Below are 17,682 nucleotides of genomic sequence, written 5' to 3'. Positions count from 1 at the left end.
CAAATATTAAAGCCAATTCTAAAGAATTTCTAAAGAGTCCAAAAAAATCGAAAATAATTTTAAAAATATTTATGAAGGTGTTGTTTGTAGAAGATGAGCCAGTACTACTGGAAGAAATGGAAACCTATTTCAACTCACATGATTGTATATGCGAACAAGCAGTAACTTTTGGCCAGGCGGAACAAAAACTGAGGGACTATATGTACGATGTTGTTGTTCTTGACATCACTCTACCTGATGGAAACGGGATAGATTTGATAGAAGACATTAGGAAAAGTCATCTGGAAACCGGAATCCTAATTCTTTCAGCAAAAGACTCCTTACAGGATAAACTGAATGGATTAAACCTGGGAGCGGACGACTATTTAACCAAGCCATTTTATCTGGAGGAGTTAAATGCACGCGTAAACGCAATATACCGGAGAAAGACGCTGAAAGGTGCCGAACAAATTATGTTTGATGATTTCACCATGCACCCTGCATCTAAATCGTTCTTCTTTAAAGGCAATGAAGTTAGTCTGACCAGAAAGGAATACGACATGCTTATTTATTTTGTAATTAATAAGAACCGTGTGGTGAGCAAGGCATCAATAGTGGAACATTTATGGGGCGACCATTTTGACCAGAGTGATAATTTTGACACGGTATATGTGCATATGAAGAACCTGCGAAAAAAACTATGCAATATCTCGGGAAAAGACTACATTAAAACAGTATATGGAATGGGCTATAAGTTTACCTATTAGTGAAACTCTTATCAAAAATTAGTTATTATCATTTTTGGCTTAGTGCCATAGTACTGGGTATTACAGGCTGTATGCTATTTCTTTTTTTAAGAAATGAGATATCCAAAGAAATAGAGGAGCAGTTGGAATTACAAACCAACATGGTTGCCGAGGAAATACATATGGGCAAAAATGTCGCTTTCCCATTGGTAAACATTACTAAGGGCGATGAAAGCCTGATGAAATTACCCAAAGTTTTTAAAGACACGCTTATTTATGATAAGGTACAGAAAGTAACAGAAGGCTATTACTACTTTTCTGAAAGCAGAAAAATTAATGGCACTCCTTACCGCATCATGGTCATGACCACTTATATTGGCTGGGACAACTACTCTAAAACCATCATTTACATTTTCTTATCCATAGCCGCCTTGCTAATCGTTCTTGGCACCCTGGTTAACTATTTTATCAGTCGCCGGATCTGGAAGCCATTCTTAATAAATCTGAAGCGTATGCAGGGCTATTCTGTTAGCTCTAAGGAAGAATTGGAACTAACCCTTACAGATGTTAAAGAATTCCAAGAAATGAACAAGGTGCTTATTGATTTAGCTGCCAGAGGCAAAAAGGAATATACAGCACTAAAGGAATTTACCGAAAATGCCTCGCACGAAATTCAAACACCACTAAGTATACTAAAAACCCGATTAGAAAGCATTAGCCAGCAGCCATTAACTGTAGATATGGCTCGTTTACTTAATGATGCAAAACAAGCAACCATACGCCTAAGCAAAGTAAATAAAGGCCTCCTACTATTGGCCAAACTAGAAAACAATGCATTTACCGATGTACAGTGGGTTTCGTTACAAGATGTGCTTAAACGCAACTTCGATTTAATGGAAGATCTGTTTGAACATAAAGGCCTGCATGTAGCGCAACTTATTCAAGGCAAAGAAGTATATACCAGCTCATTTCTGATGGAAATCCTGGTATCTAACTTATTAACCAATGCGCTTTCTTATACAACTGCAAATGCCAAAATAATTATTACCCTAGATGAACAGACCTTAGAGATCAGTAATGAAGGTGAGCCACTTTCATTCCCTGTATCTAAATTATTTACAAGGTTTGGCAAAGGGGCTGCCGGTAATAAGGGTAATGGACTTGGATTATCAATTGTAAAACAAATCTGTAAAATCAACAATTGGCAAGTTAATTATCATTACAACAACGGCATGCACCACTTCAGTATAACTTTTTAAAGTATATTATTTAAGGCTACTTAGATGGTGTAGCTTTAAATTCAAATAACGAAACTTTGGTATTATTTGCTAAAACTGTTACAGAAAACGCATATTCTTTTCCTTTTTCAAAGGCAAAATCAGCCGTCAGTTGAACCATTGTTTTGCCATATGGCTGAAGTACCGGAACCTCGGCAATACCCAAAATTCTTTTCTCATTATCAACAGTGCACGCTATTTCTAATTTACTCTTTTTAGATACTACCTGCCCAAAATTTTCTACTTCTACCTTAATATCAGTCTTGTTATTATTAGCACTAAATACAGGTTTACGAGCAGAAATAATGGCCTCGTTATAGCTTAACCATGGCACCCTGGTATATCCATAAAGTAATTTACCGGATAAATATTTACCGATCAGCTTAGGTGCAAATTCTTCTGACGTTATTCCGTTTCCTTTGGCATCAAAATTTACAATCAGGTCTTTACCCGATTTTTGAACACTCAATACTTTGCTGCCCATGCCAAAATTAACTTCAGTTGAAGCACCGAAACGTAATGATTTTATGTCAATATCCTTTTGTGGATCAAAACCTTTTTCGGCAGCAATTTTAACCTGGATAACCTTGGTTTTTGCAGTAGGCTGCACTTTGTTCAGCATGGTTAACAAAACACCCGGATTTAACGGAACGCTAATGTTCTTTGAGCTATGACGATCGCTGGCTTTATCATCGGCCTTTGAAGTATCAATTACTGCAAAATTGGCCTGAATAGCCCTGCCATATTTATCCTGAAAAATCTTAATACGCTCAAACTTATGCCAATCCTCTACTTGCCCGTCTTCATGCACTGCAACACCTGGTGTATAAGCCTCTCCAGGATCAGTAACCCAGTTAATTCCATCTTTAGAGCGTTCGTAAAAAGCAATCCTGCCAAGCCAGTCATTAACAATTAAGTGGTATTGGATATGATCACGCCAGATAACAGGGTCCTCAAATTCTCCTTTCACATTAGGATATACTCTTCTGTCGGTAATTTGGTTATACGAAGAAATCCCTGTTTTGCTAATCCACGCACCCCCTCCTCTACATACCATCAGGTAAGAACCATCTTCCCTTTGGGCAAATGTTAAATTAGAAAGACCTTCAATAATTGGACGGTCTCTTTTATCGAAGTCAAATTTCTTTCGCTCCCATGGACCATTTAAACTATTTGAAATATAGTAGTTATCAATAACATAGATTACGTATCTGCCGTCTTTAATACGAAAAGCTTCGGGATTATGTCCGGGGCCAATAGTATCCTTTATTTTAAAAGGCCCTATTGAGTTATTACTTACAGTATGATATACTATAGAATGAGGCCACTCTGCATGCCCTTTTTCAGAGCTTTCTAGCCAGCCGCATACATATAGATGGTAAAGCTTATCCGCTCCCAGAATTATATTTCCGCCCCAATAAGATCTGGTACGGTCTTCAATACCATTATCAACATAACGGGGCAGTACGCCTTTGGCACCCCAGGTATCACTACTCAACTTCCCTTTTGGCATGGGTAATAAACGATCCCTAAAGCGCGCGCCCTCTACAAGTTGTTTCCATTCAGCAGGGCGTGGCCTATCTGTGATCTGGGCTAATAGATAAGCGGGTGTTAAAAAGCAAACACAAAAGATCAGTTTAATAAACAGGTATTTTTTCATTCTACAAATTCAGATAAATTGGAAAACAAATAAACCGTATTTTAACAATGGTAATTTTAATTTCTTATCCATTCATTAAGTAATTTTAACATTTAACCCTGGGGCTCATCTATCCGTTTCAAAAATTCTTCAGATTGTATCAATTTGCGGATAAACATTAAAATAGTAAATATTTTATAATAAACTTGTTCTATAAACACACAAGCCATCTATAAACATGAATGTTAGGAAATCACTAATCTTAGCTTTTGCTTCGATCCCTTCATTACTCTTTGCTCAAAATAACCCGGCCAAACAATATGTATACAACCGTGCGCCACTAACAGCCAACACCTATATACAGCTCCCACTTGGTAGCATTAAGGCTAAAGGCTGGTTATTGAAACAACTTGAATTGCAAAAAGATGGTGCAACAGGCCATGCAGAGGAGCTTTATCCTGAAGCCTCTAACCTTGGTCCTGAATCTGATTGGCTTGGTGGTAGTGGCGAGGGCTGGGAACGTGTGCCATATTATGTGAAAGGATTAGTGGCCCTGGCATACACACTGGATAATCCTGATTTGAAGGCGAAATCGCAGAAATGGATAAACTGGACATTAGACCATCAGCAGCCTAATGGCTCATTTGGACCTGCAAAAATGAACGATTGGTGGCCAAGAATGCCTATGATGTATGCAATTCAAAGCTATTACGAAGCAACAGGCGATGAACGTGTTCTTGGTTTCTTCACAAAATATTTTAAGTACCAGCTTGATAATCTTGATAAAAAGCCATTAACTGAGTGGAGCAAATCCAGAACCGGGGATAATATAGAACTGGTATTATGGCTATATAACAGAACGGGCGAAAAATCCCTTTTAACCTTAGCCGAAAAACTAAAATCACAGGCTTATCCATGGGCTGATATTTACACAAACAATCAATTCTATTACTATGGCGATGATTTTCATACCAAGCATAGTGTTAGTGTTGGCCAGGCGCTTAAACTTCCTGCAATTTACGCTCAGCTAAATAATACGCCATACTACAGAGACGCTACCGAAAAGGGAATCAGTAACTTAATAAGAGACCACGGCCAATCATCAGGCATTGCATCCGGAACTGAATTTCTGGCTGGCAAAAGTTCATTTCAGGGAACCGAAACCTGTACCGTGGTAGAGTGGATGCAAAGTCTGGAAACTACCGCCAGGATTGTTCATGATGTGCAGATTGGCGACAGGCTTGAAAAAATTGCTTTTAACACCCTACCATCGCAGTTCAGCAGAGACATAAAATCTCATTTATATTATACACAACCCAATCAGGTGGTTTGTAAACATGGCAACTCTGGTTTTGATGAAGATTATGATGGCGGCATACTTTTAAGCCCTTATTCTGGCATGGGTTGCTGCAGATACAATATGCATATGGGATGGCCATATTTTGTAAAGAACAGCTGGGTTGCTACTCCTGATAAAGGTTTAGCTGTAATTGCTTACGCCCCGGTTGAACTAAATGCTTTTGTGGCCGATGCCATTCCGGTTAAACTGAATGTAGAAACCAATTATCCGTTCGAAGAACAGATCAAAATTAAAATAGACTTAGCTAAGCCAGCAACCTTTCCCTTAAAACTAAGGATTCCGGAATGGTGTAAAAACCCACAAATTACCGTTAATGGAAAGGCTTTATTGAATGTTAAAACAGGACAAGTCTATAACATTACCAGGCTATGGAATAGTAAAGATGAGGTAACCCTTAACTTTCCGATGGATATAAAAGTATCAGATCAGGTAAACAAATCGGTAACTGTTGAACGCGGACCTCTGGTATATGGATTACAAATGGATGCTCAATATAGTATCCGTAAAAAACACCCTGTAGCAGGCTTTTTTGACTACGAGGTATCATCTGCTTCGCCATGGAACTATGGTTTGGTTATAGACCGTAAAAATTTAGCTAAATCGATAAAAGTTGAGAACTCGGCAATGCCCGAAAATCCTTTTGTGCAGGCTACTACACCTGTAAAACTAAAGGTTTCTGCAAAAAAAATCCCTTCGTGGACTATGGCTTACAACAAGATGCATGCTTTTGAGGTTCCCAGAAGTCCTGTAGCTTCATCTGAACAGACTGAAGAGATAACACTTACCCCATTTGGCAGTGAAAACATAAGGATCAGTAATTTTCCGGTTATAGGTACCCCGGAATCTGCAGGCAAACCCTTTAAAGAGAACTTTGAAAATGCTACAGTTAAAGATTGGTTATTGTATGGAGGCAGTTGGTTTATTAAAGATGGTGCATTCCATGCCGCATCTAACAAAGGATCCTGGGGATACGGAATACATGGTTCAAAAGCTCTTGCAAGTGGCACTATGTTTAAAAACCTAAGTTACCAGGCAACGGTACAACTAAACTCAAAAGGCAATGCTGGCCTTATCTTTAGAGTTACAGATGCTGTGCTTGGGGCTGACATGTACAAAGGTTATTATTTAGGAATTGATGCCGAAACAGGCGTTATAGAATTAGGTAAATCATCTGATCTGAAATGGGTAGTACTTGCATCTCAAAAGCAAAAACTAGAAATCGGCAAGTCGTATCAAATTAAAATTGATGCAATAGATAACGAAATCAAGGTATACTTTAACGGATCGGCAAGTCCACTGATTTCAGTAAAAGATGATGAATTTAAATATGGAATGGTAGGTGTTAGGGCATACGACTCAATAGCAAGTATTGACAATTTGCTTGTTAAAGAAGAGGCAAAGTAAAATTACGAAATTGTTTCTCTGACTAGCTTAGCTTTAATTGGGGCATAGTAATATTTAAACCATAACCTGTCTCCCAAATAAAGGGTAAAACCAATTGGAAATGATGCCAGCACAATAATTTTACCCCATATAGATTCCAGATTTTTGTACTGGCGCATTAAGGATGCTGAATGAATTGCATAGCGTGACAGCTGTGCAGCTCTTTTAAAGAAAAAAATTGGAGCATTAAAAAACCAACGATGCAAATCCTTGTTCACTACATCTACTTCGCACATAATTAATCCTTTTGCATTTCTAATTCGATTTGCCTTACCGCTTAAATTGCCAATACCAAAACCTGTTGGCATATAATAGGTTAGCACTACTTTATTTATACAAACATATTTGTATTCGCGCCCTAGCCTATTCCAGATATAGCTTTCAGGTACAAATTTGTAATCCTCTGCTTCGGGATATGGATTACTTTTTAATAATGCAGTACGCATTAATCCAAACTTGTCGCCCTCTATTTTATATTTAAACTGAAACTCCCCTCCTGTAATTGTAATGTTGTCAGAAGGGAACAGATCGCCTACAATTTGCCTGGTAACTGAATCTTCAACCAAAGCACATACGCACCAATAAGTATCCCTTACATCAGGTGCCAGCGTTTGCCAGGTATCAGTTAAAGTTTTAAGGCCATCATTACAAAGGCTATCATCAGAATCCACTATAGCACACATTTCGCCATTTGCAATTTTCACTCCATGATTTACTGCTGAGGGTTTGCCACCGTTGGGCTTTTGAATATAAATAATATCCATATCACATTCACTTTGCCATGCCGATACCGTTTGTGCTGTTTCATCTGTTGATCCGTCATCAACAATAATCCATTCAAAACTCTTAAAAGACTGTTCTTTCAATGACTCATAACAGCGATGCAAAGTTTCGGCACGATTATACGCGGGAGTGATAATTGATATAAACATAGGCTAAGGAAATTACCAAAAAACTCAGTAAAAAACAAACTTATTGTTATATTGGCGTAGAAGATGCATTAGCTGCTATAGGATAATTTTTATTATCGGGAAAATTGAAACAGGTCTAAATTGAAAAATAAACACGTATATGTTAATAATTAATAGTTTTGAAGAATATCAGTCACATTTAGGCAATGATTTAGGGGTTTCCAATTGGCATAAAATAGATCAGGAACAAATTAACAAATTCGCTGATGCAACATTAGACCACCAATGGATACATGTAGATAAAGAAAAGGCTGAGAACGAAGGTCCATTTAAAGCTACCATAGCGCATGGTTATTTAACTTTATCGTTAATTCCGTATTTATGGAAACAGATTGCAGATGTCCGCAATATTAAAATGGAAATAAACTATGGAATTGAGTCGTTTAAATTTGGCCAACCTGTTTTAGTAAATAGCGAAGTACAACTAAAGGCTAAACTGAATTCAATAACAAACCTAAGAGGCGTTACCAAAGTTGTTATCGAGGCTACCCTTAACATTAAAGATCAGCCAAAACCGGCATATACCGGCAATGTTGTTTTCCTTTATCATTTTATATAAAATGATAAAGGAAAACATAATATAAAATTCTGTTAATTTCTCGATAAATGAATGGCTGTACTTGCAAATGATTTGGTGTATTGGCGGCCATATTAGGAATAAGTGAATAATACACCTCTCTTTCGGTAGCACGATTTCCGGACTGATAAGCAAGTGAGATTCTTCCTTTTTTATCAACCACCGCAGCATTTCCATACATTATTCTATACCAAGGTTCTTTGTGGGCGTAAAAAGCAACATCACTAATCCCGTTTCCGCCAAGCGTAAATACCTGTCCTTCGTGCAGGCTGCCTGGCAAAGGAAAACGTTTTGTATCAGGCGTATGAATATGAAACGGTGCCAATGGCATAGTTAACAGTAGCACTCGTATCTCTTGCAACCCCAATAATTTCTCCTAACAGATTGTTGATATTGGTATGAACGGGGCCCCATTCAACCACATCAATACCTTTGCGATTCGTAAGCGACAGAAGGGTTAATTTGAAGTACTTAGACTTTGGCTCAAGCTTTACAGTAGCTATTGAACCATTAGGGTAATACAATGAAATGTTTTATTACCCTTTGTATAAACGGCTTTTAAGGGCTCATAATACTTTTTTTTACTATCGCTGTATAAACTCAGCAACGGAGAGGGTTTATCGGCAGGACTAAATTCTCTGCCCGGCTTTTTGGTAATGTTTTTAAAGCTGGTAATATACCCTTTACTGTTAATACTTATTTTTAAGTAATCAGTATTAAATTCTGTCTGGCCGTAAACTTTACTTCCGCAAAAACTGACAATAGTAAGGAACAGAAAAATAACATTCTTTGTGTGTTTTGTTAAATTATTCTTTTATTTCTTACTTCTATTCAAGTACCTGGCGAACAGACATCATCAAGAAGAATAAAACTCCTGATATGAATCCTATAAAACCACAATTATTTTAGTTAAAACTGATGTTTTTTTGCACACTCCAACAACCATTTGCATTAAAATTTACGATAATTAAATTGAATTCAAGTAACTTTGAGTAAAAAACAGACCCCATGTTAAATCAATTCTGTAAATATAATAATTGGGCAAACTCACTTTTATTAGATACGTTGATCTCCCATTCCAGCTCACTTCCAGAATCATGTATCCAACTGTTCAGTCATATAGTAAATGCACAAACAATATGGCATTCAAGAATTAACAGCACCCCTAATTCTATTAGTGTTTGGCAATTGCACGATCTGGAAACCTGCAAAGAACTACTTGAAGAAAGCACAAAGGAATTAACACAAATTGAACAACAGCAATCAATCCATACACAAGTTATAAAATACACCACCTCTACAGGAATTCATTTTGAGACCTCTGTTCAGGATATATTACTACATGTTTTTAATCATGGAACTTATCATCGTGCACAGATAGCTAAAGAAATGAAACTGCATAATTTAACGCCTGTAAATACAGACTACATCATGTTTGTAAGATTACAATCTTAATGCACGCTACTATTAGCCTTTTTATTTAAACTATCCTTTGAGCTTTGAACCCAATCTATAATTAGTGATTTCTCGGCCTCGCTTAAAATTGCATTTCTATGGATCAAAGTGTAGGACCATAATGGCATAGTTCCTTCCTTTAAACTACTTTCTATAGCGCGCAATTTATTTTGCTGCCTTCTTGGCGTATAGATACCAAATTCATTAAAATTCAATTCATCTTTACCAGATTTTATATGGTAATTTATAAACCAATGAATGGGTTGCACATAAGTATACCATGGATAATCTGTATTGTTACTATGACAATCATAGCAGGCCTTTTTTAAAACTCCCTTTACTTCATCGGGCATTGACACGATTGTAGAAATGTCTTTTGGCATAACCTGACCACTTTTATTGTGGTCAGGTTGTATAAATTGGATAATTAGATCAACAAATCTAGGATACGGATGTAAAATTATTTTTATATAATTCCGTGTCTTTTTTATATCCAAAGCACCTAATTCAGTGGATACAATATATAAGTGCTTCCAGCCTTTGTAGCAAATGAATACCTATCTCCTATATTGTTAACTTTAATTGGGCGGCCATCCTCAGTAACCCTGATGCTATTTCCCTTCCAGGGATTGTTTACATAACACTTAGTACCTTTTTCACTAAATATTTTCAGGTTCGACACCATTGTTCCATTATAATCAGCAGAAACCAGAAAGGCCCCTTTTGCTCTCAACCGGGTAAATTTGGCTGCCGATTTTTTCCAATTAGGAAATAAATACAATGTGCTGTCAAGAGTCTGCAACATCATAGAGTTGATGGTTTCAATAAGTGTGGTTTTTTCAGCGGCATGGTGCCCATCGGTAATCAGAAAATTGGGCTTGGCACCAGCAACTAGTGTTCTAAGTTTCTGAACAATTATATTGGGATCAAACCCAACTCTTGCAGCCATTATAAATGAGCTTAATCCTAATGCATTCATAGAACCTAAGAAACCATTTTGAGAAACCTCATAATAATCTACAGTGTTTCTGGCAATCTGCAGTGTATCAGGATTCGAAAGCAAATTCAATACTTCGCAAGGATACACAGGATGCATTTGTATCATATGATTTGGATGATCCCAACCAGCTTCATTCTTAGCAAAAACAGGCAATCCTTTGTTTGGAGTTATTGTGGGCTGTATAACCTTATACTTAGGCAAATGCGTAAGAATATCTACCCACAAAGCCCTACGATCAGCATCCACATTAAGTACTTTACTGTATTTTAGTAGCAAACTAAAGGTTTGTTCCACAAATCCTAAATCAGAAGGAGGGTTCAAATCCCAGCTGCCCTCATGTGCACCAGTGGTTATAGAATAACGGTAAGAATTGCCATAAGGTTCTTTTTTCAGGTAATCCTCATAGAAATCGCCACATTCGCGTATAAAGGGATAAGCACGTTTTTTAAGGAAGTCCACATCACCTGTATATTCATAATACCAGCTAAAAAGAGGGACATTGAAAGGCGCATTCATGGTTTGCTGCCAATAGTAGTTGTATGGAACTCCAATACCCAACCCTCCTACCAGGAAAAGCACACCTCTGCATGATTTACCCGCTAACGAAGGATGCACACTGCCCATATCTGTTTGCGCCCGCCTTTTCCCATCTGGTACAATAGATTCGATGAAAGTATAGAACGGTTTGGCAATTTCAGGCCGATTAGCCGAGAACACGCTGTAAAAACCTGCCTGACTATTGTAATTTAAATGGATATCGCCATGGTACATCATGGCATCGTCCATGTTCCAAACCCCATACATCCCACCGCAGGCAGGCGAATGTTCATTGTAAGCTGAAGCAAGGAAATAAATAGATGATAAATAGTGTCGGTTAAGTAAATCATCATTAGTTTCTACATAAGATCTATTCCACATATCCATCCACCAGGCAGTTTTGGCATTTTTTAACAAGGTAATGCTGTTCTTGTTCATTGATTTTAGCCGCGTGTAAGCAGAGGATAGTTTGGCATCATTGTTTTTTCCGCCACCTGAAATGTAAGTCAAAACAAATACAGGCTGAGCACTTGTGAGTACAAATGAAGAATTAATCTTTGATTTTGAAACTGAACTCAATATTGAGGTTGCACCTATTATTCTGGTCGATATACCGGCTTTAGAAATCCACCTTATGCCGGTTGTTTTGGTTTGGCGTGTAACCTGGGCTACCTGATTATTAATTTCAGAATTGGTTGCATATAAAGTTCCTGCACTGTCTGCAAATGTTTCTACTGATATGTTTAACGGAGTTTTTGAATTTGTAGTAAGTTCCGTAACCATCACATTATCATTCACAGAGATCCAGCTTTTCATATTCACCGGTTTAGACGTACCCGTAGTCATGCGCAGTTCGTTTCCAAGCTGATCCATTTGATAATTAAAACCTGTATTAGCAGCAGGAGATTTTACGATAATTTGAACGCCTCCAACAGGTAATGCCGCAGGTCCACTTCCCGCCCAGTCAGTCCAACCATCGGTTACAAAGTCTACCTTCGAAATGTGAAAAGTTTGGCTATTGGCAGATGTATGACAAACTACTCCCACATCACCGTTCCCCATATATGGCCCCACAGGAGCATTATTTGTTTTGATGGTGGCGTAACTGAATGGTGCATCCCAGGTTGCAGTAAGCAGTTTCTTCTTGCTCGCAAAAAAAAGCGAGTCAGCTTTAGCTTGTTTTAAAACAGTGTTTTTTTTATTTGCCAGAACAGCTGCTTTACCTTTCGTTCCATTAGATTTCTGCGAATAGGCAAAAAAACAACTGTTACATAAAACAGCAATCATGGCCAGTTTTAAAACATGGTTCTTGTTCATTTTCAAAATATTAGACATCAGTTTGTGTGTGTTTTAATATACCATAAATCTTGTTTAGATTTATAGTTCCAAAGAACGGATTCATTTGATCTGATTGTTTAGCGATTTTGCCAAATCTTTAAATAATATTGGCAAAAACTATTAAGCCTAACTGTAAAAAGTGATTGCTAAGTGTGCAGAGAGTATAAATCCCATATCTTTTGATTAGAGATTCCCATAACTTTGTATTGTATTTTTTAGAGCCATTGTTTGCTATAACATCGTTATTCTTTTGCTACAGCAAAAGGATAGCAAAACAAAAGCAAAAGAATAGCAAAAGGATAGCAAAAGAAATGGTACTCAAAATAGCATCCCTGATGCTACCCTGGGCAGTACTGAAAATGTGAATTATCTAGTTGATTCCCCTCAACAGCCTGTTCCATCTGACTTTGTGAAAAAAAGAAGCGTCTTTATCCCAGCTCATCCAAATAAAAAGTGCTTTACCCACAATATGATCTTCGGGTACGAAACCCCAATATCTGGAATCGGTAGAATTGTGCCTGTTATCGCCCATCATCCAATAGTAGTTCATTTTAAAAGTATAAGTGGTTGCAGGTTTATCATTAATGTACCAGGCACCGCCTTTCTTTTCTACTTTATTACCTTCGTAAGTTCTTATTGCCCTATAATATAACGGCATCGTATTGCTATCTAATTGAACCGTCCAGCCCATGGATGGAATTTTTACAGGTCCGAAATTATCAACATTCCATTTTCTATTAGGATCAAGTGGGAAAAGATCACCATCAGCTACTGTTTCTGGCTTTACCACTAAGCTAACAGACTTAATGAAATCGAATGATTTCAATTCATCTATCATCTTTGGAGTAGCATTGGCCACATAGTTGTTAGCATCTATCTGTTCCATTTCATTCACTGTAAAACCTAAATCTTTAAATACATCAAAATTAACATCAGGTATTTTCAACTGAATTTTATAAGGCATTTGCCCGGTATTTTTTAGAGGTTCTATTTTACCATTTACACTAACTATCCCATCTTTCATACTCACTATATCGCCTGAAATCCCTATGCACCGCTTGATAATGTTCTCTCTTTTATCAACAGGTCTGCTGGTAATGGTATACTGGCTATTCACAGTTTTCCAACCCAATTCTCGTACTAAATTATAATAACTTGGCTCCTGGTTTTCTAATGCAACGGTATCTCCGACGGGTAAATTAAAAACCACCACATCATTTCTTTTAATGTCTGATAGGCCTGGTAAGCGCCGGTATTTCCACTGTACACCATCCCAATAGGCTTTTGTTCCTGTAATGGGCATGGTGTGATGCGCAAACGGGAAAGCAATAGGTGTCATTGGAATGCGGGCTCCGTAATTTACTTTACTTACAAATAGATAATCACCTATTAAAAGAGATTTTTCCATTGAACCACTGGGGATGGTATAGGCCTCAATAAAAAATACCCTAATTATGGTTGCCGCTATTACTGCAAAAACTATAGCATCAAACCATTCTCTTTTTTTTGTCTTTTTTTTCTTATTTACATCACTCTTGTTCGAAAAGAATTTCCAGTTCATGTGTGGCAATCGATTAGGTTTTAAATACAGAACAGTTGTTTTAGTCCTTTTTTAGAGAAAAAAGCTTCTGTATTGTTACAACAATCAATTTTACATGCTGGGAACAAAGTGATTATTACTAATGAAGATCATTCGGAAGCTGGATCAAACTCTACAATCCATTCAATACCATATTTATCTCTGAACATCCCGGCATAGGTACCCCATGGGCTATCGTCAATGGGGCCTTCCACTTCTCCTCCTAATGATAATCCGTTAAATATTTCCTCCGCTTCTTTGCGGCTTTCGGCGTTTACGTATATTTTAGAACGGTTTTCATTTTCGCTTACCCGCCCTAAAAATCCTGGGATATCGTTAGCTATAAGCATATTGTTTTTGCCAAGAGGCAAACCGATATACATTATTTTATTTGCTTCATCCTCTGCTACCTGAAACTCGGGGCCCGACAGGTCTTTAAAACGGATGACTTTTGTAAACTCACCACCAAAAACTGATCTATAAAAAGTGAATGCTTCTTCGGCATTGCCATTGAAGTTGATCCAGGGATTAATTGCTCTCATGATTTTTATTTTTTAGTTTATTTTGTTTCTAAGACAAATTGCATATGATTGTACATCCTCTGATGGCCTTTTCCTTAAAAAGGGGATCGTCTCCCTAAGGTCGTAATTTATTAATTGCAACCAAAATTACGGACGCGAGGAGCTAAGTTTTTGCGTCTTTTTGATTATTTATCTATCAGCTTATCATCACACAGTTAAATGTAAAATAAGTAACTGCAAACATCTCTTGCTTAATAAAAAAAATCCCCCCAGGTGCCTCGGCTCTTTAGTGTAAATCTGATATACCCGTTTGTAATACGGTGCTTGGCGCGATTCTTATCATAAAGGTTCAATTCAAATTTCGCCTCTAAGAAATAAGATTCTTTGTCAATCTGCTCAGTATTTATAATTTCAAATAAGGAATCGTCCTGGGGGTAATTGGCTATGGATTCTTCAAAAGCAAATTCAGGCTTAGCAGTTCCTCCATAATCAGAGAAAGAAATAGCTACTCCATTTTTAGAATTTGTACTTTCGTAATCATTAGCAAAACTTAGCTTGCCTTTCCTTAGCAAATCCCTGGTATCCACGGGAAAATAAAAACTCCCGCTTTTAGTCATATTTTTTTTATGGAAGCCCTGACTGAAAGCAATTTTAAAAAGCTTGTAATCATCTATCGAATACGCATTTGCCCCTGTAAAGTAGATTGAATCTGTAGGTGCGTACCAACCTTGTTTACTCATCCCGTATTCATAATAAATGGTCATTCCTTCTTTAGGAGCTGTAAGATACCTCATTCGATACCCACTATTCCTTATTTCATTCATACCCCCTAAATTGGGTTTACCAGAAAAAGACCTCCCTTCAATTTCAAAATAGACGCTGTCATATTTTACCTTTGGTTCTGGCTCCTTTATTTCCTGAATATCAACTGTTGTACTTTTTTTGCAGCTTGAAATAAAGAGCATAGCGCTGGCAACGATGGCCAGACACCGCATCAGTTGAAGCCGCTGTTTTGATAAAAAAATCATACTATTCCTATTTGTGTGTGCATACAATAATAATTAAAAGGAAGATAGTATCTCTACTTAATGTCAATATTTTATTTACAAAGTTTACAGTTTTATTTACAATCAAAAATCGTCGTTCCGAAAAATATCGAAGTAGATTCGCTGAATGGCAGTTACTTTTCTGGCCGAAATGTATTTTAAGGACGGAATGGACGGTACTGTCATAGTGAACGGCACACTGATCATTGATGGAACAGATTGGGGTATCGGTTACAGATCAGAAAAGGGCTTTGGTAAGTCTGCCGATCTGACTATTTCGGACGACGTTAAACTCTTTATGAAAATCGTAGCAAAAAAATAAGTTAAACTTCCATCGAATCCAACTTTTGGATAAAATCACTTAATGAATAGATAATTTTTGTGGATTTGGTTTTCAGAAACTCACTTTATTTGGGTTGTAAAACATTTATAAGGTATCTATTAACATATAAATAAATGAAGTTAAAGATGAAAATCAAAAAAAACAAACTATTTTCCTTTATTGTTGTACTCGGCCTGGTGGCAAGCTCATCAATTCATGCGCAACAAATACATATTAATCCGGGCCCTTTCAAGCCAACAAATGAATCCTTAAAGGAATATAAATACCCACAATGGTTTAGAGACGCTAAGTTTGGTATTTGGTCTCATTGGGGGCCGCAGGCGGTTCCCCGGCAAGGTGATTGGTATGCACGAAATATGTACATTCAAGGCAGCAGTCAAAACAAATACCATACTGCAACTTACGGACCTCCTTCAAAATTCGGATATAAGGATATCATCCGTTTATGGAAAGCAGAAAAATGGAATCCAGAAAAACTGATGGCACTCTATAAAAAAGCTGGAGCTAAATATTTTGTAAGTATGGGAAGCCACCACGACAACTTCTTTTTGTGGAATTCCAAAATCCATAAATGGAATTCTGTAAATATGGGTCCGCATAAAGATGTGGTAGGTTTGTGGCAAAAGGCTGCACGAAACCAGGGACTTAAATTTGGTGTATCTGAACATTTAGCTGCCAGCTATACCTGGTTCCAAACTGCACATAAAGCGGATACTTCGGGTGCATACAAAGGTATACCCTACGATGGTAATGATGCACAATACGCAGATCTTTATCATACCCTAGCGGCCCCAGGTGATGATGCATGGTTAACGACCAATGATCAATGGAAGAAAACCTGGTATAACAATATTGAGGAGCTGGTGAATACTTATCATCCGGATCTTCTTTATTCAGACAGTAAACTGCCATTTGATGAAACCGGGCGCAGCATGCTGGCCAACTTCTACAACGGAAATATGGCACACAATAGCGGTAAACTTACAGCTGTATATAACTGCAAGGAACCTTCTGAAGGTAAATGGGCTCAGGATGTGGAACGTGGAGTATTGGATTCCATTAGCCCCTATCCATGGCAAACAGACACCTCTATCGGAGATTGGTATTATAGAACAGGTCAAAAGTACCGAAGCGCTACTGAAATCATTCAAATGCTAATTGATATAGTGAGTAAAAATGGCAATTTACTCATCAATGTGGTACAAACACCCGAAGGTGATTTAGAGCAAGATGTAATTACAATTTTAGAGGAACTTGCGACATGGATGCCAGCCAATGGCGAAGGTATATACGGTACCCGGCCATGGAAGACATACGGTGAAGGTCCTTCAACCATAAAGGCCAATCAGACTCCCGGTCATTTTGGTGGCTTAAGCGACACCTATACCTATAAAGAAACAGATATCCGTTTTACAAGTAAAGATAACGACTTATATGCTTTTTGTATGGACGTACCAACTGGGAATATCCAAATAAAGTCTTTAGGAAAACAGTCAAAGCTAAACAATAAAAAAATACATGCGGTTAAGCTTCTAGGAAGCAATGAAAAACTGAAATGGGAACAACAAGATGATGCGCTGATTATTTATAAGCCTTTGAATAGTCCCGCATGGAGGGTCTTAACTTTTAAAATAGAACTAAAATAGGTTCCATCCCAACTGGGCTCGAACCAGCGACCAAAAGATTATGAGTCTTTAGTCCATCCATTTTATATGGGGCAAAATCGTCGTTTCTGACTTAAAGAAGCAACTTACGAACTAATTTTGGAACTGCAAAATTTTGCTCAGTTACGTATTTGTTACTTTTTTTTACGGAGAAACTGAAATAGCATCTACGCAGATTGAAATAGAATAAAAACAAAAATGACCACA

At 37.5% G+C, this 17,682-nt stretch carries 16 protein-coding genes; 7 read left to right on the top strand and 9 right to left on the bottom strand.

The annotated features are described in order from the left end of the window. Positions 1-71: 71 nt before the first annotated feature. On the top strand, positions 72-746 hold the full coding sequence (locus tag CPT03_RS02530; RefSeq protein WP_099437366.1) for a response regulator transcription factor: 675 nt from the start codon (positions 72-74) through the stop codon (positions 744-746). Beyond that, positions 746-1,984, top strand: coding sequence for a sensor histidine kinase (locus CPT03_RS02525; protein WP_099437365.1), 1,239 nt, complete (start codon positions 746-748; stop codon positions 1,982-1,984). Before CPT03_RS02530 ends, CPT03_RS02525 begins: the two co-directional genes overlap by 1 nt. Before the next feature lie 16 nt (positions 1,985-2,000). Here the strand turns inward: CPT03_RS02525 and CPT03_RS02520 are convergent, their stop codons facing one another. Further along, positions 2,001-3,662, bottom strand: a complete 1,662-nt coding sequence (locus CPT03_RS02520; protein ID WP_099437364.1) for a glycoside hydrolase family protein — start codon at positions 3,660-3,662, stop codon at positions 2,001-2,003. Positions 3,663-3,879: 217 nt separating this feature from the next. Here CPT03_RS02520 and CPT03_RS02515 point away from each other — a divergent pair, with 217 nt between their 5' ends. Further along, entirely contained in the window at positions 3,880-6,405 is a 2,526-nt protein-coding gene (locus CPT03_RS02515; RefSeq protein WP_099437363.1) for a beta-L-arabinofuranosidase domain-containing protein, read from the top strand. Positions 6,406-6,407: 2 nt separating this feature from the next. Here CPT03_RS02515 and CPT03_RS02510 read toward each other — a convergent pair whose 3' ends face one another. Next, positions 6,408-7,376 (bottom strand): glycosyltransferase family 2 protein, encoded by a 969-nt coding sequence (locus tag CPT03_RS02510; RefSeq protein ID WP_099437362.1) that lies wholly within the window; start codon positions 7,374-7,376, stop codon positions 6,408-6,410. Between the two features lie 139 nt (positions 7,377-7,515). Here CPT03_RS02510 and CPT03_RS02505 point away from each other — a divergent pair, with 139 nt between their 5' ends. Beyond that, positions 7,516-7,974 (top strand): MaoC family dehydratase, encoded by a 459-nt coding sequence (locus tag CPT03_RS02505; RefSeq protein WP_099437361.1) that lies wholly within the window; start codon positions 7,516-7,518, stop codon positions 7,972-7,974. Here CPT03_RS02505 and CPT03_RS22930 read toward each other — a convergent pair. Both CPT03_RS22930 and CPT03_RS22925 read right to left on the bottom strand, forming a co-directional pair. Beyond that, positions 7,967-8,323 (bottom strand): hypothetical protein, encoded by a 357-nt coding sequence (locus tag CPT03_RS22930; RefSeq protein ID WP_216641592.1) that lies wholly within the window; start codon positions 8,321-8,323, stop codon positions 7,967-7,969. The two genes, CPT03_RS02505 and CPT03_RS22930, sit on opposite strands and share 8 nt — an antisense overlap. Further along, the gene (locus CPT03_RS22925; protein WP_216641591.1) at positions 8,289-8,516 is read right to left on the bottom strand and encodes a hypothetical protein; all 228 of its coding nucleotides are present in this window, start codon (positions 8,514-8,516) and stop codon (positions 8,289-8,291) included. The genes CPT03_RS22930 and CPT03_RS22925 overlap by 35 nt, the downstream gene beginning before the upstream one ends. A 484-nt stretch (positions 8,517-9,000) precedes the next feature. On the opposite strand from CPT03_RS22925, the gene CPT03_RS02495 reads away from it, so the two are divergent. Continuing rightward, positions 9,001-9,447, top strand: coding sequence for a DinB family protein (locus CPT03_RS02495; RefSeq protein WP_099437360.1), 447 nt, complete (start codon positions 9,001-9,003; stop codon positions 9,445-9,447). On the opposite strand, the gene CPT03_RS02490 is transcribed toward CPT03_RS02495, so the two are convergent. The 5 genes from CPT03_RS02490 to CPT03_RS02470 all read right to left on the bottom strand — a co-directional run bounded on the left by CPT03_RS02490 (position 9,444) and on the right by CPT03_RS02470 (position 15,450). After that, positions 9,444-9,872 carry a heme-binding domain-containing protein gene (locus CPT03_RS02490; protein ID WP_410522625.1) on the bottom strand — a complete coding sequence of 143 codons (429 nt, stop codon included), beginning with the start codon at positions 9,870-9,872 and terminating at the stop codon, positions 9,444-9,446. The genes CPT03_RS02495 and CPT03_RS02490 overlap by 4 nt on opposite strands. 77 nt (positions 9,873-9,949) lie before the next feature. Next, positions 9,950-12,301: a glycosyl hydrolase family 95 catalytic domain-containing protein gene (locus tag CPT03_RS02485; RefSeq protein WP_099437359.1), complete on the bottom strand. Its 2,352-nt coding sequence runs from the start codon at positions 12,299-12,301 to the stop codon at positions 9,950-9,952. Positions 12,302-12,692: 391 nt separating this feature from the next. Then, positions 12,693-13,883, bottom strand: coding sequence for a signal peptidase I (gene lepB / locus CPT03_RS02480; RefSeq protein WP_099437358.1), 1,191 nt, complete (start codon positions 13,881-13,883; stop codon positions 12,693-12,695). Positions 13,884-14,011: 128 nt separating this feature from the next. Beyond that, positions 14,012-14,443, bottom strand: a complete 432-nt coding sequence (locus CPT03_RS02475; RefSeq protein WP_099437357.1) for a VOC family protein — start codon at positions 14,441-14,443, stop codon at positions 14,012-14,014. A gap of 230 nt (positions 14,444-14,673) precedes the next feature. After that, positions 14,674-15,450: a hypothetical protein gene (locus CPT03_RS02470; RefSeq protein WP_099437356.1), complete on the bottom strand. Its 777-nt coding sequence runs from the start codon at positions 15,448-15,450 to the stop codon at positions 14,674-14,676. A 145-nt stretch (positions 15,451-15,595) separates the two neighbouring features. Here CPT03_RS02470 and CPT03_RS02465 point away from each other — a divergent pair, with 145 nt between their 5' ends. Together CPT03_RS02465 and CPT03_RS02460 are read left to right on the top strand one after the other, a co-directional pair. Further along, on the top strand, positions 15,596-15,790 hold the full coding sequence (locus CPT03_RS02465; RefSeq protein WP_216641590.1) for a hypothetical protein: 195 nt from the start codon (positions 15,596-15,598) through the stop codon (positions 15,788-15,790). A gap of 146 nt (positions 15,791-15,936) precedes the next feature. Continuing rightward, positions 15,937-17,457, top strand: coding sequence for an alpha-L-fucosidase (locus CPT03_RS02460; protein WP_099440983.1), 1,521 nt, complete (start codon positions 15,937-15,939; stop codon positions 17,455-17,457). Positions 17,458-17,682: the final 225 nt, after the last annotated feature.

Origin of the sequence: Pedobacter ginsengisoli, assembly GCF_002736205.1 — a bacterium.
In the GTDB taxonomy this organism is placed as follows: Bacteria; Bacteroidota; Bacteroidia; order Sphingobacteriales; family Sphingobacteriaceae; genus Pedobacter; species Pedobacter ginsengisoli_A.
This window is presented reverse-complemented; position numbering and strand designations above follow the sequence as displayed.